This is a genomic window from Tunturibacter empetritectus (assembly GCF_040358985.1).
Classification (GTDB): domain Bacteria; phylum Acidobacteriota; class Terriglobia; order Terriglobales; family Acidobacteriaceae; genus Edaphobacter; species Edaphobacter empetritectus.
On the sequence record NZ_CP132932.1, the window covers coordinates 1,227,945 to 1,250,765 of the forward strand.

At 57.8% G+C, this 22,821-nt stretch carries 21 protein-coding genes; 14 read left to right on the top strand and 7 right to left on the bottom strand.

From position 1 onward, the window contains the following. Positions 1 to 115: 115 nt before the first annotated feature. Positions 116 to 2,485, top strand: a complete 2,370-nt coding sequence (locus tag RBB75_RS04965) for an OPT family oligopeptide transporter (protein ID WP_179639590.1) — start codon at positions 116 to 118, stop codon at positions 2,483 to 2,485. Here RBB75_RS04965 and RBB75_RS04970 read toward each other — a convergent pair. Continuing rightward, positions 2,472 to 2,750, bottom strand: coding sequence for a hypothetical protein (locus RBB75_RS04970; RefSeq protein ID WP_179639591.1), 279 nt, complete (start codon positions 2,748 to 2,750; stop codon positions 2,472 to 2,474). The genes RBB75_RS04965 and RBB75_RS04970 overlap by 14 nt on opposite strands. Before the next feature lie 52 nt (positions 2,751 to 2,802). Between RBB75_RS04970 and RBB75_RS04975 the strand changes: the two genes are divergently transcribed. Next, positions 2,803 to 3,273, top strand: a complete 471-nt coding sequence (locus RBB75_RS04975; RefSeq protein ID WP_179639592.1) for a hypothetical protein — start codon at positions 2,803 to 2,805, stop codon at positions 3,271 to 3,273. On the opposite strand, the gene RBB75_RS04980 is transcribed toward RBB75_RS04975, so the two are convergent. Then, positions 3,261 to 3,977: a carboxypeptidase-like regulatory domain-containing protein gene (locus RBB75_RS04980; RefSeq protein WP_179639593.1), complete on the bottom strand. Its 717-nt coding sequence runs from the start codon at positions 3,975 to 3,977 to the stop codon at positions 3,261 to 3,263. The genes RBB75_RS04975 and RBB75_RS04980 overlap by 13 nt on opposite strands. A 208-nt stretch (positions 3,978 to 4,185) precedes the next feature. On the opposite strand from RBB75_RS04980, the gene RBB75_RS04985 reads away from it, so the two are divergent. From RBB75_RS04985 to RBB75_RS04995, 3 genes are all read left to right on the top strand, one after another. Next, positions 4,186 to 4,659 carry a MarR family winged helix-turn-helix transcriptional regulator gene (locus RBB75_RS04985; RefSeq protein WP_179639594.1) on the top strand — a complete coding sequence of 158 codons (474 nt, stop codon included), beginning with the start codon at positions 4,186 to 4,188 and terminating at the stop codon, positions 4,657 to 4,659. Between the two features lie 212 nt (positions 4,660 to 4,871). Continuing rightward, complete coding sequence (locus RBB75_RS04990) at positions 4,872 to 5,576, top strand: pirin family protein (protein ID WP_179639595.1); 705 nt, start codon at positions 4,872 to 4,874, stop codon at positions 5,574 to 5,576. A 133-nt stretch (positions 5,577 to 5,709) separates the two neighbouring features. After that, on the top strand, positions 5,710 to 6,288 hold the full coding sequence (locus RBB75_RS04995) for a YceI family protein (protein ID WP_179639596.1): 579 nt from the start codon (positions 5,710 to 5,712) through the stop codon (positions 6,286 to 6,288). Between the two features lie 67 nt (positions 6,289 to 6,355). Here the strand turns inward: RBB75_RS04995 and RBB75_RS05000 are convergent, their stop codons facing one another. Further along, positions 6,356 to 6,760, bottom strand: a complete 405-nt coding sequence (locus RBB75_RS05000; RefSeq protein WP_179639597.1) for a response regulator — start codon at positions 6,758 to 6,760, stop codon at positions 6,356 to 6,358. 62 nt (positions 6,761 to 6,822) lie between these two features. After that, complete coding sequence (locus tag RBB75_RS05005) at positions 6,823 to 7,731, bottom strand: LysR family transcriptional regulator (RefSeq protein WP_179639598.1); 909 nt, start codon at positions 7,729 to 7,731, stop codon at positions 6,823 to 6,825. Between the two features lie 135 nt (positions 7,732 to 7,866). Between RBB75_RS05005 and RBB75_RS05010 the strand changes: the two genes are divergently transcribed. The 3 genes from RBB75_RS05010 to RBB75_RS05020 are packed head-to-tail and all read left to right on the top strand — an operon-like array spanning position 7,867 to position 13,792. Then, entirely contained in the window at positions 7,867 to 11,046 is a 3,180-nt protein-coding gene (locus RBB75_RS05010; protein WP_353069760.1) for an efflux RND transporter permease subunit, read from the top strand. 29 nt (positions 11,047 to 11,075) lie between these two features. Beyond that, entirely contained in the window at positions 11,076 to 12,341 is a 1,266-nt protein-coding gene (locus tag RBB75_RS05015) for an efflux RND transporter periplasmic adaptor subunit (RefSeq protein ID WP_353069761.1), read from the top strand. Next, positions 12,338 to 13,792 (top strand): efflux transporter outer membrane subunit, encoded by a 1,455-nt coding sequence (locus RBB75_RS05020; protein WP_353069762.1) that lies wholly within the window; start codon positions 12,338 to 12,340, stop codon positions 13,790 to 13,792. The genes RBB75_RS05015 and RBB75_RS05020 overlap by 4 nt, the downstream gene beginning before the upstream one ends. 4 nt (positions 13,793 to 13,796) lie before the next feature. On the opposite strand, the gene RBB75_RS05025 is transcribed toward RBB75_RS05020, so the two are convergent. Beyond that, complete coding sequence (locus RBB75_RS05025) at positions 13,797 to 15,248, bottom strand: sensor histidine kinase (RefSeq protein ID WP_179639602.1); 1,452 nt, start codon at positions 15,246 to 15,248, stop codon at positions 13,797 to 13,799. 17 nt (positions 15,249 to 15,265) lie between these two features. Here RBB75_RS05025 and RBB75_RS05030 point away from each other — a divergent pair, with 17 nt between their 5' ends. From RBB75_RS05030 to RBB75_RS05040, 3 genes are all read left to right on the top strand, one after another. Then, positions 15,266 to 16,420: a histidine kinase gene (locus RBB75_RS05030; protein ID WP_179639603.1), complete on the top strand. Its 1,155-nt coding sequence runs from the start codon at positions 15,266 to 15,268 to the stop codon at positions 16,418 to 16,420. Then, a complete protein-coding gene (locus tag RBB75_RS05035) occupies positions 16,417 to 17,133 on the top strand; it encodes a response regulator transcription factor (protein WP_353069763.1) in 717 nt (238 codons plus the stop codon). Before RBB75_RS05030 ends, RBB75_RS05035 begins: the two co-directional genes overlap by 4 nt. 121 nt (positions 17,134 to 17,254) lie before the next feature. Beyond that, on the top strand, positions 17,255 to 18,841 hold the full coding sequence (locus RBB75_RS05040) for a rhamnogalacturonidase (protein WP_353069764.1): 1,587 nt from the start codon (positions 17,255 to 17,257) through the stop codon (positions 18,839 to 18,841). Between the two features lies 1 nt (position 18,842). Here the strand turns inward: RBB75_RS05040 and RBB75_RS05045 are convergent, their stop codons facing one another. Continuing rightward, the gene (locus tag RBB75_RS05045; RefSeq protein ID WP_353069765.1) at positions 18,843 to 19,808 is read right to left on the bottom strand and encodes a diacylglycerol/lipid kinase family protein; all 966 of its coding nucleotides are present in this window, start codon (positions 19,806 to 19,808) and stop codon (positions 18,843 to 18,845) included. 147 nt (positions 19,809 to 19,955) lie between these two features. Here RBB75_RS05045 and RBB75_RS05050 point away from each other — a divergent pair, with 147 nt between their 5' ends. Together RBB75_RS05050 and RBB75_RS05055 are read left to right on the top strand one after the other, a co-directional pair. After that, complete coding sequence (locus RBB75_RS05050) at positions 19,956 to 20,630, top strand: DUF4339 domain-containing protein (protein WP_353069766.1); 675 nt, start codon at positions 19,956 to 19,958, stop codon at positions 20,628 to 20,630. Further along, positions 20,627 to 21,040 (top strand): DUF2752 domain-containing protein, encoded by a 414-nt coding sequence (locus tag RBB75_RS05055; protein WP_353069767.1) that lies wholly within the window; start codon positions 20,627 to 20,629, stop codon positions 21,038 to 21,040. The genes RBB75_RS05050 and RBB75_RS05055 overlap by 4 nt, the downstream gene beginning before the upstream one ends. Positions 21,041 to 21,106: 66 nt before the next feature. Here the strand turns inward: RBB75_RS05055 and RBB75_RS05060 are convergent, their stop codons facing one another. Then, positions 21,107 to 21,637 (bottom strand): bactofilin family protein, encoded by a 531-nt coding sequence (locus tag RBB75_RS05060; RefSeq protein ID WP_179639609.1) that lies wholly within the window; start codon positions 21,635 to 21,637, stop codon positions 21,107 to 21,109. Positions 21,638 to 22,037: 400 nt separating this feature from the next. On the opposite strand from RBB75_RS05060, the gene RBB75_RS05065 reads away from it, so the two are divergent. Then, positions 22,038 to 22,694 carry a hypothetical protein gene (locus RBB75_RS05065; RefSeq protein ID WP_353069768.1) on the top strand — a complete coding sequence of 219 codons (657 nt, stop codon included), beginning with the start codon at positions 22,038 to 22,040 and terminating at the stop codon, positions 22,692 to 22,694. Positions 22,695 to 22,821: the final 127 nt, after the last annotated feature.

The window sequence follows — 22,821 nt, forward strand, 5'->3', positions numbered from 1 at the left end:
AGCGCACCATACTCGAACATCCCCCTTCAGATCCGTTCGATACCTATAGACTCACCGCGCTGATACACTCCATCGAAGCCAAAACAAAGCTCGACCAAGCGGGAGACGCACCACCATGGCAACATCCACACCGACCAAACCGACCTTCAAACCCTTCGTCCCCACCACGGAGACCCGACCCGAGCTCTCCGCCCGGGCGCTCATCCTCGGGGCAATCTTCGGCGTTCTCTTCGGCGCCGTCACGGTCTACGTCGGTCTTCGTGCTGGTCTCACGGTTGCCGCGTCCATTCCCATATCAGTCCTGTCCATCTCCATCCTGCGAGCCTTCGGCAAAGCCAGCATTCTTGAAAACAACATCGTCCAAAGCACTGGCAACGCAGGCCAGTCCATCGCGTCCGGCGTCATCTTCACCCTTCCCGCTCTCATCTTCCTTGGCTTCGATCTTGAAGCATCCCGCATCTTCGCGCTGGCTCTATTCGGAGGATGGCTCGGCGTTCTCTTCATGATCCCGCTTCGCCGCCAGCTCATCGTCGAAGAACACGACAATCTCATCTATCCCGAAGGCACGGCCTGCGCCGACGTCCTCATTGCCGGTGAACGCGGAGGCTCATTCGCCTCTCGTGTCTTCCTCGGCCTCGGGCTTGGCGGCCTTTACACTCTATTCCAGAACGACAACCTCTTCGCACTCTGGCCCAGCCAGCCCGACTATCAGCCCGATCTCGGTTCGCAACATCTTCTCAAAGGTTCTGCCATCCGTGCTGACTGCACACCTGAGTATCTCGGCGTCGGCTACATCATCGGAATTCGAGTCGCCGCCATCATGCTCGCTGGTGGTGTCTTCTCGTGGCTGGTCCTCATGCCAGCGATCTACTTCTTCGGCTCACATCTCTCCACGCCGCTCTATCCCGGCACTGTCCTCATCACGCAGATGTCGCCGTCCGATCTCTGGAGAACCTACGTCCGTCCGATGGGTGCAGGTGGAGTTGCCGCCGCGGGCCTCATCACCCTGCTTCGCACTCTTCCTACCATCGTAGGAGCACTCACTCAGGGCTTCAAGAAGACAGGCTCCGGCAAATCGGCTGCGACACAGCCGTCTCGCACCGAACATGACCTTCCTCCCATCGTGGTCTTCGGTGGCTCTCTTCTTCTCATCGTGCTGATGTTCCTCTTCCTCCAATTCAAGCCGATCCCCGGAGCGCAGGTCGGTCCACTCGCCAACATCGCCGCAGCCCTTCTCGTCGTCGTCTTCGGCTTTCTCTTCGTCACCGTCAGCGCCCGAATCGTAGGCATCGTCGGCTCGTCCGCCTCACCCGTCTCGGGAATGACCATCGCAACTCTCATGGCAACCGCCGCCATCTTCCTCGTCAAAGGCTGGACAGCACCTGCCTTCGGAGCGCTCGCCATCACCATTGGCGGAGTCGTCTGCATCGCCGCTTCGAACGCAGGCGACACCTCGCAGGACCTCAAAACCGGTTACCTCATCGGCGCAACGCCGTGGAAGCAGCAGATCGCCATCATGATCGGCGTCATCATCTCCATCTTCTCCATCGGCGCCACGCTCAACGCGATGAACAAGGGACTCGAGACCTTTCAGCGCCTCCCGAAACCAATCGTCTTTTCTTTAGATAAACTCCCTGACGGCGTTCAGAACAACGGTCACTTCACTGGTAACGACAAGATCACTCTTACCTCTCACAGTGTCGACCATGCCAAAGAAGAGCTCTCCAACGCACGACAGTACGTACTGCTGAATGCCATTGGATCAACCACGCTGGATGATGGCAAATATCTCTACAACACCTCGACCGGCGAGATCGAAGTTCAGTGGATTCAGGGCATCGGCAGTGAAAAAGCAGCTGCGCCGCAGGGCCGTCTGATGGCCACTGTCATCAATGGCATTCTAAGCCGTAAGCTTCCCTGGGCTCTGGTCTTGCTGGGTGTTGCGATCGTTGTCGTTGTTGAGCTTCTTGGCGTGCGCTCTCTCACCTTCGCTGTGGGCGCTTATCTCAGCATTGCGACTACGCTGGCGATCTTTGTGGGTGGTGTGATGCGCTGGATGGTGGATCGCGCGATGCTTCGCCATGCTGCGGAGAAGGCTCGAGTTGAGCATGATGCTTCGTTGGCGTTGTGGCACTCTGATCGCGATTCATGGCTAGCTCAACACCCGAGCTTTGACCCTACAGATCCTGCCCATGCGGATCCCAGCGGCGTTCCTGTCTTCAACGCGATTACTGCTCGCGATGTGACGATTGAGTCTGAGGTTTCGCCAGGTTCTCTTTATGCTTCGGGGCTGATTGCGGCGGGTGGAATCGTTGGATTACTGGGGGTTTGCGTGAAACTTTATGAGGCGGCTACGGATCGCTCGATTCCGCGGTTCAGCGAGCATAATCCTCTGCATCATGATCCGGTCAGCGTGGTGATGTTTGCTCTGCTGGCTTTTTCGCTTTACTACTTTGCGCGGAAACCGCTCACTAACGAGGGGTAATTTTTCGGAATTTTGCGACCAAAAAAATTGCTGCGTGGTGAATTGGGCTTTTTGCAGGGGGTTTTGCGTTTTTGATGGTGTTTTTCGCTGGTAAGTCGTGGTGACGTTGTGGTGAATTGTGTGGCTGACGTGGTGTTTTAGCCGTCACTTTTTGGAGGAGAAAAAATACGCCACGTTTTTGAACTTTATTTTTGACCGGCCGCCTGTCGGAGCTGTCTTTTTCGGGTTTAAGGAGACGGGCGATTGTGGGCACTTGCTCGGCCATGGTCCTGAACTCCCGGTCGGAGGAGATTTGGGACCGGAAGGGGATTTGGGATATGAGTCACGTACTGGTTATCTTCCAAGCGGATACGGAGCGCACAGAGCAGATGGCGCTGGCCGTCGGGGTGGGTGCAGTCGAGGCTGAGGCGGGCATTCGGTTGCGGCGCCTGAGGATGCCAGGCGCCGTCGAGGTGGGGCATAAGGGTTATGGGACGCTGCGCGAGGCGGACGTGCTCTGGGCGGATACGGTTGTGGTTGGATTGGAGGGCGAAAAATCCAGTACACAGGAGCTGAACGGGCTGGTTATGGTGCTGTCCGGGCTTGATTCCAGCCAGATGAAGGGTAAGGAGTACTGGACGTTTAACGCGGAGGGTATCGCCTCGAAGAGGACCGAGGCACAGACGTTAGCGGAGGAGGCTTTACTGACGGCTGGAATCACTCCGGTACCTGCACTGGTCTCGGATGCTGCCGATGAGACGGAGCGAATGAAGGATGCCGGCCGCCAGCTTGGGCGTCAACGGATCTGAGGACATCGCGACAAGATATGCGATGAAAGTGATCGAACGGCCAGTTCGTTCGATGTGTCTTTGGCTTGATCTCCGGCCGGAACCAGAACTGCGCTGGTCATGCCGCGAAGCATCTGGACCTGCCTGGAGTACTTCGAGTCGACCGAAAGATTGATTCCGTAGACCGTGAAGGTCTGGAAGCCTGGAACCTGAACGCTCAGCGAGTAGATGCCGTTTGGAAGTTTCGAGAACTCGTAGGTTCCGTCTGCGCTGGTCTGGGTTTTGAAGACCGCCTCGGTTTTCTGATTGGTCACCAGCACCCTGGCACCTTTGACGATTGCTCCGTCGGGGTTAGTGACCGTGCCGCGAATGGAGGGGGAGAGATTCTTCGCGCTTGAGGCCGGAATTGCGGCGAATGAGAGAAACAGTACGAAGCAGAGCAGGCGTGCGATTGTCGATGCGTTGCTCTTCATGTTGCTCGCCGTCCTGATCGTCGAGGTCGGTACGGTTGTAAGGATGGCGAGGGCCAAGGAGAGATGTCGGAGGGAGGCGGCATGAGCGCTAAAGTTCGAAAAGACCAGAACAACAGATTCCTCCGCAACGCTACGCAGGGAAAGCATGAGGAGAGGAAGCGGCAGGGGTACAAACAGCAGGAGGAATGCAAGAGCTAGAGGCAAGAGCACCTGAATCGGTAGGCCCAACAACGACAGGGGCAGTAGAGACATCGACAAAGCGTCCTCCGGCAGCGCCCAGGGAGATGCCTGAAACTGCTGCACTTAGCTATGTTTGAACTTAGAGCGAGGCAGGACGGATGCCAATGGCCACTCCACAGAACCTTCGGATAGCCACTTTTCCTGGCCGGAGTATAAGGCTGATTCTGAATCTTATCTCGATGTCGAGATATCTTATGCCGTAGGAGTTTGGAGGCCGAAGATGACGGATGAGCACAATATAGTTTCGGCCCCTCGGCTCTGGCTCGTTCTGGCTCGGGCATTTCACTCAATCGGGGACTTCATCGAGGGCTCTTTTACTGCTCAGGGGTTGATTCTTAGTGACTTTATGGTGCTGGAGGTTTTGCTGCATAAGGGGCCACTAACGATCTCGGCGATCGGCGAGAAGGTCTTGCTGGCAAGCGCTTCGATGACTTCTGCGATCGACCGGCTGGAGAAGCGAGGGCTGGTGCGTCGTAAGAACTGCGCTTCGGACCGGCGCACCCGCTACGTGGAGCTGACGTGCGATGGCAAGGAGTTCATCGAGGAGATCTACGCGCGGCATGAGAAGGATCTTGAGTTTGTCGCTGCCGGGTTGAGCGAGGCAGAGCGAAGGACGATGTACGAGGGATTGAAGAAGATGGGGATCGCGGCGAAGGTTGCGGTTCCCACACAGAAGTGTATGAAGGCTGGTTAGAGATGGATCAAAGGGGAAGATCTGCGGAGATGAGGAGAGGCAAATGCGGGGATCCTTCGCTCCGCTCAGGATGACGACGGTTTAGTGGTCGGGGTCGGGATGACGACAGTTTTGAGAGTGTTCAGAGGTAGCTGAAGATTGCAAGAGCAGTTTGATTTGCAGGACATGCGGGCCTAAGCAATGGGCCGGTGGAGATATGGAAAGGAAATGTTATGTTGACTGTTCGGAAGAGTAACGAGAGAGGCCATGCAGACCACGGATGGCTGGATTCGCACCATACGTTTTCGTTCGCCAACTATCACGACTCGGAGCATATGGGATATCGTTCGCTGCGGGTGATCAATGAGGATCGCGTGGCAGAGGGGCGCGGGTTTGGAGCGCATGCGCATCGCGATATGGAGATTCTGAGCTATGTGCTGAAGGGCCAGCTTGCCCACAAGGACAGCATGGGCCATGTGGAGGTGCTGGGACCGAACGAGATTCAGAAGATGTCGGCCGGCAGCGGGGTGGTGCATAGCGAGTTCAACGGTTCGGAGACGGAGCCGGTTCACTTTCTGCAGATCTGGATTGAGCCGAAGAGCCGAGGCACGAAGCCGAGCTATGAGCAGTTGAAGTTTGAGGCCGAGGAGAAGCTGGACCGCTTCAAGCTGTTGGCTTCGCCGACGCCGACAGCCGGGGCGGCGACGATCAACCAGGACACGAGCGTGTCGGTTGCTGAGTTGACGCCGGGCAAACAGATTACCTATCCGCTGGGGAGCAAGCGCCATGCGTGGCTGCATGTGATCCAGGGAGAGGTGACGGTGAACGGCAAGGCGCTGGAGACGGGCGATGCTGTTGCCGTCGATAACGAAGAGGCACTGGAAGTAAGTGCGCAGGGGAAGGCGAATAGCGAGATACTGTTGTTCGATCTCGCATAATCCTTTCCCCCGCCGCTGACAGCGAGTTGACAACGTTTTACACAATTGCAACGGTGACCGGCACATATTTTTTGAGTCGGTCACTATAACGATGACATCTCACAGCAGACTTAATTTTCCGAGGAGAACGATTATGAACCGTCGCATCTTTACCGCCGCCCTCTCTGCGCTGCTCCTGACCGGAGTCAGCGCGCTGGCCCAAAGCTCAAGCTGGACGATTGACCCTAACCATTCGCAGGTGAACTTTGGGATCAAACACCTTGGCGTCAGCACGGTGCGCGGCTCTATCAGCGGCGTGAACGGGACCGTGGTCTGGGATGAGAAGAATCCCAGCAAGTCGAGTGTGGAAGCGACAATTACTACGACGACCGTTTCCACCAATAATGAAAAGCGCGACGCTCACCTGAAGTCACCTGACTTCTTCAACGTTGAGAAGTTCCCGACGATGACGTACAAGTCGACTGCGGTGACGAGCGCGAACGGCAAGCTGCAGGTGGTGGGCGATCTGACGCTGGCCGGGGTGACCAAGAGCGTGACACTCGATGTGGATGGACCGACGCCTCCGCAGAAGGGTATGGGGGGCAAGATGGTGACGGGCTTTTCAGCTACGGGAACGCTGAAGCGCAGCGACTTCAACTTCGGTTCGAAGTATGGCTCGCCGATGCTGGGCGATGAGGTTCAGTTCACGATCGACGTAGAAGCGGGTAAATAAGCAGGAAGCAGAAATGGCCCTTCTTTTCGCGGAAGATCGCGGAGGGAAGGGCTTTTGTGTGTCTGAATCAGGAGAGGGTTTCGCGGCTGAGCTCTTCGTTGCGCTTTTCGATTGCGGCGGCGGCCTCCGGCTTCAGGCTGCGCAGGATCTCCAGCAGCTTCGCCGGGTCGAAGGACTCGAGTTGATAGTCGGCTGAGGGGCAGCCCTTGAAGCCGGGGGTGGTGATGACGATGATGGGGACTTTTGGTTGAAGCAGTTTGATTTTGCTGGCGACCTCTTCGCAGGACATGTCGTCGAGACCGCCGTCGAGAACAATGCCGTTGACAGCGGGAAAGCGAGTGAAGACATCAAAGGCCTCCTGACCGCTGTAGGCGGTGATGACGTTGAACTTTGCGGTTTCGATCACTAGCTTGCGGGTCGAGATGCTGCCGGGAAACTCTCGGTCGATGACTAGGAAGCAGGGTCTGATCATGAAGACATTAGACGCTAAAAACACTTTAGAAGACGATTTCAGGGTGAGGCAAAAATTTTCAGTTAGAGGCCGTGGGTGCGCTGGATGCGGTCTTTGTTATCGCGGACCAAACGGAGAAAGTTCTGCTGGATGGGGTCTTCGTTCAGCGGGTTCCAGGCGACGGCGAGTCCCATGTGGAGCTTTTGTGGCACAAGCTTCGTGATGACGACTCCAGGCGGGCGGAGGTAGCGGACTCCGGACGGGACCAGTGCGACGCCTTCGCCGGATTCGACGAGGGTGAGAACGCCGGACCAGGTGGAGGAGGTGTTGACGATGTTCGGGGAGAAGCCTGCGCCGGAGCAGAGGGCGAGGATACCGTCGAAGAGAGCGGGAGTCATCTGGCGATCGCAGAGGACGAAGCGTTCGGTGATAAGGGATTGGATCGAGATGGGTTTGCCGGCGAGAGGATGGTCGCGGGGAAGGACGACGACGATGGGGTCGCGATAGAGGAGTTCGGCGCGGAGGGTCTGGTCGAAGGGCGGCTCGAGGGGGCGGGCGAAGGCGATGTCGATCTTGCCGGTGAGGAGGGCCTCCATCTGCTCGGGCGTGCGCATCTCGTAGAGGGAGAGCTTGATGTCGGGGTGGAGCTTGCGGTAGTCGCGGATGATGCGGGCGAAGAAGCCGCCGGCGCCCCAGAGGAAGAAGCCGATGTTGAGAGACCCTACCTGGCCAATGAGGGATCGCTGAGTGATTTCGATGGCGCGGTCGGCGGCGGCGAGGGTTTTGCGCGCTTCGGCGAGGAAGAGCTGGCCTTGGGGCGTGAGGCGGGTTCGGCCTGAGTTGCGATTGAGGAGCGGGCCGCCGACTTCGCGCTCGAGATCGGCGACCTGCTCGCTGATAGCGGACTGGGAGACGTGGAGGCGGCGGCTGGCTTCGCTGAAGGTGCCGTGCTCGGCGACGGCGCAGAGGTAACGCAGATGTCTCAGTTCCATGGAAGGGTCCTCTGGTTTGATGGTATCGGTTTTTCCGATGGCGGGTCGCGGAAATAACTGTCGCAACCTTCAGGCGGGTAGGAATGTCTTACTCTATAGAGAAAGATTTACCCGAAGCGGAAGAGGGCTTGTCGCATGTGGATTGTCAAAGTAGCTCTGAGCCGACCGTACACGTTTATCGTGCTGGCGATCCTGATTCTGATTGCTGCGCCTGTGGTCATCTCGAGTACGCCGACCGACATCTTTCCGAATATTAATATTCCTGTGGTGTCGGTTGCGTGGCAGTACACGGGACTGAATCCGGAGGAGCTTGAGGGCCGGCTGACGACTCCGTATGAGAAGGCTCTGACGGTGCTGGTGGACAACATTCAGCATATCGAGTCGACTACGTTTGCGGGGCAGGTGATTGTGAAGATCTACCTGCAGCCGGGGGCGAGTCTGGATACGGCGAACTCGCAGGTTTCGGCGGCTTCGGAGTACCAACTGAGGAGCCTGCCTCCGGGGATTCTGCCGCCGCAGATTATTAACTTCAGCGCGTCGAGCGTGCCGATCGTACAACTGGGCTTGTCGGGCGCGGGGCTGAGCGAGCAGCAGCTGAATGACCTGGGGGCAAATTTTGTTCGGCCGCAGCTGATCTCGGTGCCGGGGGTTGTGATTCCGAATATCTATGGCGGCAAGCAGCGGTCGATTATGTTGAACATCGATCCGAAGCTGCTGCAGGCCAAAGGGCTGTCGCCGGTTGATGTGTTGAATGCGGTGGGACAGCAGAATGTGGTGCAGCCGGGTGGGACGGCGAAGATTGGCCAGGACGAGTATGACATTCACATCAACTCGTCGCCGGTGACGCTGGAGGGGATCAGCAACCTGCCGATCAAGCAGGTGAATGGCACGACGATCTATCTGCATGACGTGGCGACGGTGGCGGACGGAAGCATACCGCAGACGAATATTGTGCGGCAGGACGGACGCCGCGGGGCGCTGATGGTGATTCTGAAGTCGGGGACCGCATCGACATTGACCGTGGTGAGCGGCGTGCGGAATCTGATTCCAAGGGTGAAGCTGACGGTGCCGCCTGAGTTGAAGATTACGCCGATCGGGGACCAGTCTGTGTTCGTTCGCGGATCGGTGCAGGGGGTGATCCGCGAGGCTGTGATTGCGGCGGTGCTGACAGGGCTGATGATTCTTTTGTTCCTGGGGAGCTGGCGCAGCACGATTATTATCGCGATCTCGATTCCGCTGTCGATCCTGACCTCGATCATTGTGCTGGGACTTCTGGGCGAGACGATCAACATTATGACGCTGGGCGGATTGGCGCTGGCAGTCGGCATTCTGGTGGACGATGCGACGGTGACGATTGAGAATATCGAACGCTACCTGGAGGAGGGCAGAGAGCTGCATGACGCGATTCTGGAAGGTGCGGCGCAGATCTCGGTGCCGGCGCTGGTATCGACGCTGTGTATCTGCATTGTGTTTCTGCCGATGTTCTTTTTGAGCGGGGTTGCGCGTTATCTCTTTGTGCCGCTGGCGGAGGCTGTGGTCTTCGCCATGCTGGCTTCGTATGTTCTCTCTCGCACGCTGGTTCCGACGCTGGCGATGTATCTGCTGAAGGCGCATGATCACCATGCTGTGCCCTCGAATAACATTCTTGCGCGGTTCCAGCGGGGGTTTGAGCGCCTTTTTGAGAAGCTGCGCACCAGTTATCAAGATCTGCTCGGACGGCTGGTAGCGGCACGGGTCTTCTTCGTTCCCATCTTTTTGCTGCTGTGCCTGTGTGTTTTCGCACTGCTGCCGTTTCTTGGACAGAACTTCTTTCCGAGCACAGACAACGGATCATTCATCCTCCATGTTCGGGGCAAGAGCGGAATCCGCATCGAGGAGACTGCGAAGCTTTGCGATCTGATCGAACAAGATATTCGGAAGACCGTTCCCGCAGGAGAGATGGACAACATCCTCGATAACATTGGCCTGCCGTACAGCACACTGAATACGCAGCATGCTACTTCGGGGCTAATCGGTGCGGGAGATGCGGACATTCTGGTCTCGCTGAAGGAAGATCACCATCCGACCGCCAAGTATGTCGAGGAATTGCGCAGGGATCTCCCGCGTGCCTTCCCTGGGGTTACGTTCTACTTTCTACCGTCGGATATTGTTACGCAGATTCTGAACTTTGGCCTGCCTGCTCCGATTGACATTCAGTTCGAGGGTTCGGATATCGCGGCTAACCGAAAGGTTGCGAACCAGGTATTGAGCGAACTGCACAAGGTTCCTGGCCTTGTGGATCTGCGCATCCAGCAGCCGGATGATTATCCCGTGCTGAACGTCGACGTAGACCGCACTAAGGCGGCGCAGGGCGGCTACTCGGAACGGGATGTGGGCAGCAGTTTGCTGAACATCCTCGGGGGCAGTACGCAGCTGAATCCGATGTTTTATCTGAACTGGAACAATGGCAACACGTACAACATTGTGGAGCAGACGCCACAGTACCAGATCAGCTCATTGAACTCGCTCGAGAATATTCCAATCTCGTCTCCGACGGCAAAGCAGCCGGAGATTTTGACCGATGTCGCGACGATTAAGCGCAGCAGCGAAATGGAGGTGGTGACGCACTACAACGTGCGGCGCACGCTCGATATCTATGGAAATGTTCAGGGGCGCGATCTTGGGTCGGTGGGGCGAGACATCAACAAGATTGTGGCAAGAAATGAGAAGTCGCTGGTGCGCGGCAGCTTTGTGAGGGTGCGCGGTCAGATTGAGACGATGAACAGCTCTTACTTTGGACTGTTTGCCGGACTGGCGTTTGCGATTGTGCTGGTCTACCTGTTGATCGTTGTTAACTTCCAGTCCTGGCTCGATCCGTTCATCATTATTACTGCTCTGCCGGCAGCGCTGGCGGGTATTGTGCTCTTCCTGTTCACAACGAGGACGACGTTGAGTGTGCCCGCGCTGATGGGCGCGATCATGTGTATGGGCGTTGCGACGGCGAACAGTATTCTGGTGGTATCGTTTGCGAAAGAGCGCCTGTTGCATCATGGGAACGCGATCGAGGCTGCTATTGAAGCGGGAGCGACGCGGTTCCGGCCTGTGATGATGACGGCTCTGGCGATGATCATCGGCATGATTCCGATGGCACTGGGTGCGGGAGAGGGCGGAGAACAAAACGCTCCGCTAGGTAGAGCTGTGATCGGCGGACTGTGCTGCGCTACGGTTGCGACTCTGATCTTCGTTCCCGCGGTCTTTGCTTTGCTGCACAGCTCGGATAAGAAAAATGCGGTTGCCAACGAGAGCCGCGAGCACCAGTTGACTGCGGGCGACTGAAAGAATTTGAGAGGCATGAAGGAGAACGCATGACGAGCGGAACTAAGGTGGAGACCAGGATGAATGAGGATGAGACCACACTCTCCGGCGATCGCCCGGCTGCGGTGGTGGACGCCCCCGCGCCCGGCCTGACAAGGGGGACGTGGATTGGAGTGGCGGTCATCGCTGTGATTGTGGCCCTGGTTGTCATCTTCGGGATTGCCGCGCGTCGCCGGACGGAGAGCACGCTCGAAACGGACACAAAAGCTGCCGCGATTCCGTCCGTCAAAGTGATTCATCCTGCGAGTTCGGTGCTGTCTTCGGGGCTGGCGCTGCCGGGAAACACGCAGGCGTATGTAGACACGCCGATCTACGCGCGCACGAGCGGCTATCTAAAGAAATGGTACTTCGACATTGGCACGCATGTTCGCAAAGGACAGTTGATGGCGGTCATCGAGACGCCGGAGTTGGATGAGCAGCTTCAGGTGGCGCAGGCCGATCTGAAGAGCGCAGAGGCTAACCTCAACCTGGCGAATACGACCTCAGCACGCTATCAAAATCTTCTGACGACTAACTCGGTCTCAAAGCAGGAGACCGATGTTGCGGTGAGTGATGCCGCGGCGAAGAAGGCGGCGGTGGATGCCTCGATGGCGGCAGTGCGTAGACTGCAACAATTGCAATCGTTCGAGAAGATTTATGCACCCTTCGATGGAATCGTGACGGCACGCAATATCGATATCGGCGGACTGATTCAGGCTGGCGAGAATACGACTCCGAAGGAGCTGTTCCATCTTGCTGCGATTCAAAAGATCCGCGTGTTCGTGTCGGTTCCGGAGGCTTACTCCACCTCGATCAAGGCCGGCGGCAAGGCGATGCTGACTTTGGACGAGTATCCGGGGCGGGAGTTTGAGGGCACCGTTGCGCGCAACTCGAACGCGATCGATTCAGCAACACGCACACTGAATGTTGAAGTGGATGTAGACAATCCCAAGGGCGAATTGTTGCCGGGCGCCTATGTGTTTGCCCACTTCAAGGTGCCGCAGCGCAGTTCGAATTTGATGATTCCGTCGAACACGCTGCTGTTCCGGGCACAGGGTCTGCAGGTGGGAGTCGTTCGCGATGGACGCGTGCAGCTGGTGCCAGTGACGATCAGCAAAGACATGGGCGCGAACGTTGAGATTGCCTCGGGGTTGACACCGAACGATGCCGTAATTCTGGATCCTTCCGACTCGCTGGCGAGCGGCCAGGAGGTGCAGGTGAAGAGCCAGATGAATGAAAACGCAACGCAGATGGAAAAGAAAGAGGGGGCGCAGTGACGCTACGACCAGGTGCTCTGGCCAGTGCCGCTGTGTTCCTGCTTAGCGGATGCATGGTGGGGCCAAAGTATGTGAAGCCTTCGGTTCCCATGGCGCCTGACTATAAGGAAGCAGGGCCGGATGCCTACAAGGAGAACTCGAGTTGGCAGGTGGCGCAGCCGTCCGATGCAGCACAGCGCGGAGAGTGGTGGACGATCTTTGGCGATGCGGAGCTGAATGCCCTTGAGCCGCAGGTGGCGGAGAATAACCAGAGTCTCAAGGCAACGGATGCTCGTTTTCGCGAGGCCCGAGCTTTGATCCGCTTCAATCATGCGTCGCTGTATCCGACCGTTGGTGTGGCGCCGACTGGCGGGGGCGAACGGGAATCGTCCAACCAGCCTTACTTCAATGTGAACAACGCCCAGGGAAATGGCGTGGGTGTACTTCAACTGCCTGTGGATTTGAACTACGAATTCGATGTCTGGGGGCGTGTTCGGCGCACAGTGAGCGCTGCTCGCGAGGAGGCCCAGGCAAGCGCGGGAGATCGGCAGACAGTAATGTTAAGCCTGCAGGCTGAGCTTGCGGTAGATTACTTCGAGGCCCGCAGCGCCGATGCCCAGGAGAAGCTGCTGAACGATACTGTGAAGGACTTCGAAGAGGCCTACCGGATTACAAAGAATCGTTTTGAGGGCGGCGTCGCTCCGAAGTCGGACGTCGATCAGGCGCAGACGCAGCTTGAGGCGGCGAAGGTGCTGTCGCGTGATATTACGCTACAGCGAGCACAGTTCGAGCATGCGATCGCGATTCTGCTGGGCAAGCCGCCGGCGTCGTTCGCGTTGCCGAACGCTCCTCTCGATGCGAGGCCGCCGGCGATTCCGCCAGGGCTGCCTTCGGAGCTGCTGGAAAGGCGTCCGGATATTGCCTCGGCAGAACGGCGGGTTGCCGAAGCGAATGACCGCATTGGCATTGCACGGGCTGCGTTTTATCCTACGATTTCGTTGAGCGGTACCGTCGGGGTGGAGGGGACCTCGTTTGCGAACCTGTTCGACCCGGCGAGTCTGCTGTGGTCGCTTGGGCCAATGCTGTCGCAGACGGTGTTTGACGCTGGACGTAGAGCCTCGGTGTCCGAACAGGCCAATGCGAGCTATGACGAGACGGTTGCGAACTATCGGCAGACGACTTTGACGGCGTTTCAACAGGTTGAAGATAATCTGGTCGCGCTTCGCGTTCTGAACCAGGAGGCAGGGCATCAACACCAAGCCACGATGGCGGCCCAGTCTGCGGCGCAGATATTCAACAATCGATACGTTGGCGGACTCGACACTTATCTGCAGGTGGTGACGGCCCAGACCACTGAGCTGAATAACGAGCGCAACGACATCGATATTATGCGCAGGCAGATGGATGCGAGCGTGCTCTTGATCAAGGCTCTGGGTGGCGGCTGGAACGTGACGCAGCTGCCGAAGTTGTAGCCCCTCAGCGGCCGGAGAGATTCAGCGGCAGGTAGAAGGAGAAGACTGAGCCTTGTGTGGGCTGGCTGGTGACCTCGATGGAGCCGCCGTGGGCTTCAACGATCGCCTTTGCGATGGCCAGCCCCATGCCTGTTCCCTGGACGCGATATCGCTGCCCCTGGCCGCGGTAGAACTTGTCGAAGATCATCATCTTTTCCAGGTCGTCGACTCCTGCACCACGGTCGGCGACGCTGGTGACGAGCTGGCCTCGGGAGACTTCGGCGCTGACGAAGATTGGACTTCCCTCGGTGGAATACTTTGCCGCGTTCTCTAACAGGTGCTGGAGCACTTTGGCGATGCGCTCGAGGTCCATCTGGACGGGAGGAAGAGTGTCGGGGAGGCGTAGTTCGAGGGGATGATTTTTGAGCGGCCCTTGAACAGCCTCGAGCGCGAGATCGACGGCCTCTCGCATGGAGTGCATACGTAGATCGAGCTTGATGTCGTTTGCATCGAGCTCCGCCATCTCCATTGCTTGGCCGACGAGCCGATCTAGTCGGGCGGCTTCCTCTTCGATGACCTGTAACATCTCCCCACTTTGCTCGGCATCGAGGGAGGGCTCGCTACGAAGGGTTGTGACGGCAGCAGTGATGGAGGTGAGAGGTGTTCGGAGTTCGTGCGCAACAGAGTCCAACAAGGCATTGCGCAGTCGCTCGCTCTCGCGTGAGGCCTGGACTCGGGTCAGGGTTTCGACGGCGCCGGCGCGTTCGATCGCAATCGCCGCCAGGCCACAAACTGCATCGAGAGCCTCAGGGGAGGTCCTGTTGCCTGTGATTCCGACGGCGCCGATGGGGCGGGTTCCGAGGAGAATTGGGACGAGGGTGACGGCGCGTGCTTCGTCATAGCGATGATCGCGGGTGAAGGCTGCATCCCGCAGCTCGGAGGCGGTTACGTCCATGTAGTTGGGGCTCGAGCGATAGATGCGATCTTTCTCCCGAAGATAAACAGCGGCTCCGGTGAGGTTGAAGGTCGCGGCGATCATCTGTGGCAGGACGTTGAGGAGATCGATGACATTGCCGGTGACCAGCATCTGTTGGCTGAACTCGTACAAGCGTTCTGCTTCGCGCTGGCGGCGGCGCGAGATCTTTGCTTCACGACGTGCGCGCTCGGCGAGCTGGCTGGCGACGATTCCGGTTACCAGAAAGGCGAAGAGGGCGACCCAGTTTCGGCCATCCCCGACGGTAAAGGTGAGGACTGGAGGCAGGAAGAAGAAGTTGAAGGCTGCCGCCGAGAGGATGGACAGGTAGATCGAGTGGCGCAGGCCCCAGTTTGCGGCTACGAGAAGAATGCCAATCAGAAATGTCAGGGCTACCGTGGTTTCGTTGACATGCAGCCGAAGAAAGTAGACGGCTACAATGACAGCTGCGCCGGCAGTGGAGATACTGTAGCGGACGATACTGCGTGTAAGCTTGCGCTGCACTGTCTTATCTTATCCTTATGGGCACTCGTGACAACTCGAATCCGGCGTTAAAGAGTCCGGAGGAATGGCTGGAGAAGGTCGCACCGGAGAAGATGCGGGGGACCTTCAAACTGTTCCTTGGCTATGCGCCGGGCGTCGGCAAGACCTACAGCATGCTGAGCGAGGCGATCCGGCGGCATCAGCGGGGTGAGGATATTGTCATCGGGGTAGTCGAGACGCATGGCAGACCGCGCACGGCGGAGTTGGCTGAGCAGCTGGAGCAGGTGCCACGTCGAAGGATCGAGTACAAGGGCGTGGTCTTTGAAGAGATGGACCTCGACGGCATCCTGACTCGGCGACCGCAGATCGTTCTGATCGACGAACTGGCGCACAGCAATATCGAGGGCAGCAAACATCGCAAACGCTATGAGGATGTGCTGGACGTTCTGGCTGCAAACATTGACGTACTGGCGACGATGAACGTACAGCACATTGAGAGCGTTGCGCCAACAGTGCAGAGCGTCACGGGCGTGATGATTCGCGAGACCGTGCCGGATTGGCTGGTGCAGCGCGCGGATGAGATCGTCATGGCCGATCTGACACCTGAGGCTCTTCAGACCAGGATGCGGCGCGGAGATATCTATGGAACGGCGCGCGCGGAGAAGGCCCTGGCAAACTTCTTCCGCCGCGGCAACCTGATCGCGTTGCGCGAGCTCGCACTACAGCATGTGACCAAGGCGGTTGATCGCACGCTGACCGCTTACATGGACGCGAAACGTATCGAAGCACATTGGGCTGTCCGCGAGCGCGTTGCTGTGTGCATCAGCTCCAACAGCTCGTCGCAGATGCTGATTGCGCGGGGGGCGCGGGTAGCGGAGGGTGTTGGCGGCGAGTTGTTCGTCCTGCATGTTGACACCGAGGAAGACCTGGCTGACGACGAGAAGGCTACGCTTGCTGCCAATATGCAGTTCGCACGCAATCTCGACGCGCAGGTGTTCACGGTCAAAGGAAAGAGCATCGCGCACGCTGCTGCCAGTTTTGTCCGCGAGAAGCGCATCACCCACATTGTCTTCGGCCGGACCGCCGTCCACGGCTTTCGCAAATACCTCTATTACTGGGCGATTCAGCATTTTTTGAAAGAGTCGCCGAATGTGGATGTCCACATCGTGACGCAACATCCGGAGCGTGAATGAAACAGAACGTGCAGGACCAGCACGCAAAGATTCTTATCGTGGACGACGAAGCACAGATCACCCGCGTCCTTCGCACGGCGCTTTCGACGCAAGGCTATTCGTTGCGCATCGCTGCGAATGGCGTGGAAGGAATGGAGGCTGTGCACGAGTGGAAGCCGGACCTCGTCGTCACCGATGTCTCCATGCCGGAGATGAATGGAATTGAGCTATGCCGCGAGATTCGCGCCGTATCCAAGGTTCCGATCATTGTTCTTTCGGTCCGCAATCAAGAGGCGGTGAAGATTGAAGCGCTCGACGCCGGTGCGGATGACTATGTGACGAAGCCATTCAGCATTCAGGAGCTGCAGGCTCGCGTCCGTGCACAGCTCCGCCGCAGTTCGGCCGCCGAGGCCGAGGCTCCGCAGATTATCTCGGCTGGTGATTTTTATATCGATATTCCGCAGCACCGTGTGGTGGTTCGCGGGCAAGACACCCATCTGACGCCGAAACAGTTCGATCTGCTTGTGTGCCTGGCGCAGCATCCTGGGCAGGTGCTTACGCATCGAGCGCTGCTCCACGCAGTGTGGGGAACGAACGCCGACCAGCCGGAGTATCTGCGCGTCAACATCGGTCAGTTGCGGAAGAAGATTGAACTGACAGAGGAGCCTGCGTATATCGTGACGGAGCCTTGGATCGGCTATCGCTTTCGTCCCACCGGGAACGACGATTTCTGATTTTTCTAATTGACCGAAGGTCTCCAGAAGAGCAATCTTTGACTCAGCCATAGGTCTGCTACGATCATTGCCAATGGACTCGTTCAACTCTGTTCGTCGCGATCTACTTCGGCTGGGAGGTATGGGATTGGCAGCAGCCGTAGCCGCTTCTCCTTCCAGATCCTTTGCTGCAAATCACCAGTCAGTTGGCGGGAGCGTCTTCGATATCCGCTCCTATGGAGCAGCCGGCGACGGCAAAACAGTCGATTCCCCTGCCATCAACAGAGCAATCGAAGCGGCAGCAGCGGCGGGCGGCGGCACAGTTTTTTTCCCGGCCGGAACATGGCTTTGCTTCTCCGTTCGATTGAAGAGCTACGTGGAGCTCTACCTGGCCCAGGGTGCGATGATCGTTGCCGCTGACTCTCCGTTGCCTGGTGCATCGACCGGATACAACGGCGGGACCTACGACGCCGCCGAACCCAACACTGCGTGGGAGGCGTACCAGGACTACGGTCACAATCACTGGCATAACTCGCTGCTCTGGGGCGAGTCGCTTACCAATGTCAGCATTACGGGGCCTGGCCTTATCTATGGCAAAGGCCTTAGCTTTGGAGGCACTCGGGAGGCTCGGGGCAACTATCCGGTATACGTAGCGGAACAGCCTGGGGTTGGCAATAAAGCGATCGCGTTGAAGAACTGCCGGAATGTCATCTTTCGGGATTTCTCCATTCTGAAGGGCGGTCACTTCGGTCTGCTGCTTACGGGGGTCGACAACCTCACGATCGACAATCTAAAGATCGATACTGATCGAGACGGGATGGATCTTGATTGCTGTAAAAACGCTCGCGTCTCCAACTGCACGGTGAACTCGCCCTGGGACGATGGAATATGCCCGAAGAGCAGCTATGCCCTGGGTTACAGCCGGACTACCGAAGACGTCACGATTACAAACTGCTACGTCACAGGCACCTATGAACTGGGAACGGTGCTTGACGGCAGCTTCAAGAAGTTCGGCCCTGAGGTTCGGGTTCCGCGCACTGGTCGAATCAAATGCGGAACGGAGTCCAATGGAGGATTCAAGAACATCACGATCTCCAACTGCGTGTTTGAGGGTTGCGATGGACTGGCGCTTGAGAGTGAAGACGGTGCGCTGTGTGAAGACATCACGATCAGCAACATTACGATGCGCGACATCGTTACGTCGCCCTTGTTCCTGCGCCTGGGCGCCCGGCTTCGCGGCCCTAAAGAGAGCACCCAAGTCGGCAAGATGCAGCGAATCCTGATCAACAACGTGGTGAGCTCAAACGCGAACTCGAGGCTGTGCTCGATTCTCAGCGGCGTTCCCGATCATGCGATTCAGGACATCAAACTTTCAAACATCTATCAAGAGCACACGGGGGGAGCCTCCAGGGATGCTGTTGCCATACGGCCGCCCGAGTACGAAGAGAGATATCCGGACCCGGGCATGTTCGGACCGATGCCTGCGCAGGGGTTTTATCTTCGGCATATACGCAATCTTGAGATGAGCCACGTCGAGATTCGGCCCATCGAGCCCGATCCGCGACCAAGCTTTTTTCTGGAGAGTGTCAACCGTGCGGATTTTATTGCCGTCACAGCTCCCACCGATCGTCCGGCTTTCTATCTCGAAAAAGTTACCGATCTGCGCATCCTCCTGAGCAGAGCTGCCAAGGACATCCAGATGGAGAGCGCGGATAAGAAAAATTTATAAGCTATACCGTGCCATGATGCCGAATGTCTTCACGTTTTAGGGGTGGCATAAGCAGCGAGACCGCCTGCGGCAAAAGTCGCGCTGACATTGGCAGATGTCCGATCCACTCGCCGTCGAGTTCTGCGTGAATGCGATGATTCTGCTCAAGTGGTGTGCAGCGAAACTCGGAGACTCGAACTTGTTCCAGCCATGGATTTTTTGCGTTGAGTGTAAGGTAGCTGAACGCAAACCAGGCCGGTAAGCCGATTCCGGCGGGCGGTTTCACTATCGAGAGAAGAAGCTTGTCGTCGGTTGGCGAGCTTTCCATTGCCAGACTCCTGAATATGCCTCCAAGGTTCGGGACACGTGAGCAGATCACGCCAACTCCGCGCCGTTCCACCCACTCGGAAGATTCGTTGCTGCGATACTCCACACGAAACGCCGGAAACTTCCGCGTTAGGAAGAGCCGCAGGGAGTGGCCATAGTAGGCGCTGCGACCCAGCCTCGATCGTTTTCCTGCAAGAAGTCGATAGACGAGCGCACCGTCGGGGCCGGCCCCGGCCATGACGATGAAGAATTTTTTTTGTTCGGATCCGCTGGTGGCGTAGCAAGCCTCGCCGACCGAGATCGCACGAGGCTCACTGTTGAGCTGTTGTTGGAGGGCTCTCACAGGATCGAGCGCCAGCCCCAGATTGCGTGCAAAGACGTTTGCCGTGCCGAGAGGTACGACTCCAAGCGCGGCTGTTGTGCCCACGAGGCCCTGCAGAACCTCGTGCACAGTGCCATCGCCCCCGCAGGCGAAGACCGCATCGCTTCCGCTGGCCGCTGCGTCCGCCGCAAGGGACTGTGCCTCCCCAGCGGCCGTGGTCAAAAGTGCATTTGACTGCACACCAGCTCTTTCAAGCACCTGCAACAGGGCTGGGACCAGCGTTTGCACAACTTTCCTTCTGCCCGCCGACGCGTTGACGATCAGAGTTGCTCGCTCCACACTGCAAGACTCTCACATCTGTATTCCGAGGGGACAGAATTTGAGCTATCGAGGCGCCCGCTTCGAAAGTGATTGTGCGAAAGCGCCTCTCCGTGATTTCATCGAGGCTGCAGCTGCGTTGCAGTCCTCGACACTCAGGAGCTTTGCATGACCTATCAGGTTTCGCGCAATGGGCAGATGTATGGACCGTATACCCTCGAAGATCTTCAGCGCTACGTCGCTTCGGGAAACGTTCTGCCGACGGACATGGCTAAGAGCGACGCGATGCCGGATTGGGTTCCTGTTGCCCAGCTCGTCGGCGCAGCGGTAGTGCCGACGGCAGCCGCCTACGCTGCTCCGGTTGCGTATCCGCAGGCTGGCGGCGCATATCCAGATCCTCCGAATTTGAACTGGGTGCTCGAGTTGCTGCTGGGATTTCTAACCTGCACCTTCTTCGTAGTGGTGTGGAACCTGGTAATCGCAGCATGGGCAAACAAGGTGCAGCCGGCGAGCAAAGCCCTGATGTTTTACATCATTGCCACGGTGCTGGTCGTGCTCAACCTTGGCGGGTCGTGGGGGGTTGTGATCTCGATGAGCCACCATCAGCAGCCGCACCAGAACTTTGTAGGAGGATTCATTGGAATTGCCTCTTGGGTCGCCCGCCTTATCGCTCGCTTTACGCTGCGCGATACGCTGGAACAGCACTTCAACAGCGCGGAGCCGCTTGGGCTGCGTCTGAACCCCGTCATGACCTTCTTCTTCGGCGGCATTTACTTTCAGTACAAGCTCAACGAGATCAACCAGCTGAAACAGACGCTTCGATACCAGAACCTGCCGCGATGATCTGGCTGATTCGAGGCGACCGTGTCGCAGCAATCGTGCGCGCAGCTGCGCCGCTGGTGATTCTCGGGCCGTTCGCTGAGGTTCTGCATCGCTTTCCCCCAGCGCAGAACAACTTCTATCCACGATGTCCTATTTATGAAGCTTTTCATTTAAAGTGTCCGGGGTGCGGAGCTACACGCGCGCTTGCTGCGCTGTTGCGGGGTCGTTTCGGCGAGGCGATGCATTTGAATGCGCTCGTGACGCTCCTGCTCCCTGTCGCCGCAGCTTATGGTTTTTATTGGTACGTACGCTTTGTGCGGCGCGGAGTCTACCGCGGACTGGTCGTTTCGCAGGAGGCTGTTTATGTCGCGCTTGCTGCGGCTTCAATATTTACGGTTCTTCGCAATCTTCCGCTGCAGCTATTCCAATAAAAAGCAAACGATCCCTGGGATTAGCAGGGACCGCTCGACTCAATAAGGAACGATGTCGACGAAGCGTTATGCTTCGACGGCGACAGGCTCGGTAGAAGCCTGGGTAGCGGTGCCACCCTTCAGGTCGGTTCCGCCGGGCTTGCGAATGTCGATGCCGCCTTTAAAGAAGGCGCCATCTTCAATCGAGATACGCGCTGCGATGACGTCGCCGGTGAGCGAGCCTTCGCTGCGAATATCAACGCGGTCGCTGGCCTGGCAGTTGCCGCGAACCTTACCCAGCACAACGATCTCGCGCGCCACGATGTTCGCCGCGACCTGGCCGTTGCGGCCTACGGTGACGCGGTTGCCGGGGAGGTTGATTGCGCCTTCGACTTTGCCGTCGATGTAAAGAGACTCAGAACCTGTCAGCTCTCCCTTGACGATGAGAGACTTGCCGATGGTGGCCTGTTCGCCGGTTGGTACAGCGGCTGCCGCATTGCCAGCGCCGACGGTCGCGGGACGGGTTGGGCTCGCCTCGAAGTTCGTCGCTGGAGTCGACGGACGCACCGGTTCAGGAGTCGAGGGAGTGTTGCTTCCAGTCTGATTCGGTTTCCACATGTTCGTTTGTATCCTTTCGTACTGCTTCAAATGATCCGCCGCGGTCTGTCGCACGCGCTACCACGACGGCAGCACGCATACTTTCCACGATACTACTCTGCAAAGGCCCGCGGATTGCCCTGTATTCACAATCTATTCCACAACGTCTGTACCTTTTCCGTTACCTATGAAGTTCTTTCCGGCCTCCCTGAATTTTCTTCTGCCTTTTCTCCCTTTTATTCCACCTCGAAAGTGGTACGCGGCCTAAGGCCCCTACCGCATAGAAAAGACTATGTGTCAGGTAGCATGGCAACAACGGAAATTTCCACTGTGAGAGCCCTATCCCTTGAGTTCGACTCCTCGCGCGACCCCCGCCAGACCGCAGTTTTCTCGTCTCCTGCCAGCAATGTTTTTTTTAGCTTTGTCGTCAAATTACTTGGGACATCCGCTGCTGGCGGCCGGTCCTAAGATTCATACGGTCACGTTGGGGGCGTATCGCAAGGTTCCCTACACGCAGCCGGACGCCACCCCCGACACGAAAGTGGATGAGACGAGCATCTTGAAGGTGCGCCCGCTGTTTGTGGATGACCGCCAGAAGGAGTGGACGACTGGCGAGATTCACGATGTGACGGACCGTACCTTCACTGTCCGCCGCGCGCTTCGGCTCAACGACGCTCTACCGAATGACGCTGCGCCGCATTGGATCTGGCAGCCTGGACCGTGGCTTTCGGTTGATCGCGTCACCGGCCACATCACGGTGCTGCACCTGCCCGACTTCGACTTCTCTGTCTCCGATGTGGTTTGGTTTCGCGACTATGCGGCGTACTGCGGCATCGCCACGACGGCCAAGGGAGGACTCTACGCGATTGTGGCCGAACTGGGGGCGCGTCGTCCTGTGGTTCAGAAGCAGATTGGAAAGTGGCCCGAGGCTGATCACTTCATTCCGGTCTGCCAGCCTGCGCAGTGGCAACGGCTGCCCATGCGGGTGACCTTGAAGCCGACTGGCGGCGAGGCCACCACTTACGATGTGGTCGGCACTGTCTCTCTCCTGGAAGAGGGCGATAACTCGGATGAATAGTGGGAGTGTTGGTTTGGGCTGACGGGGTTGAGGATTCGCGACACGACCTGCATCAAACCGGCGATATTTGGTTTAGGATCAACGTCTAGTTACAAGACAGCTGCGGAGGCTGGGGACTTTGCGCGTC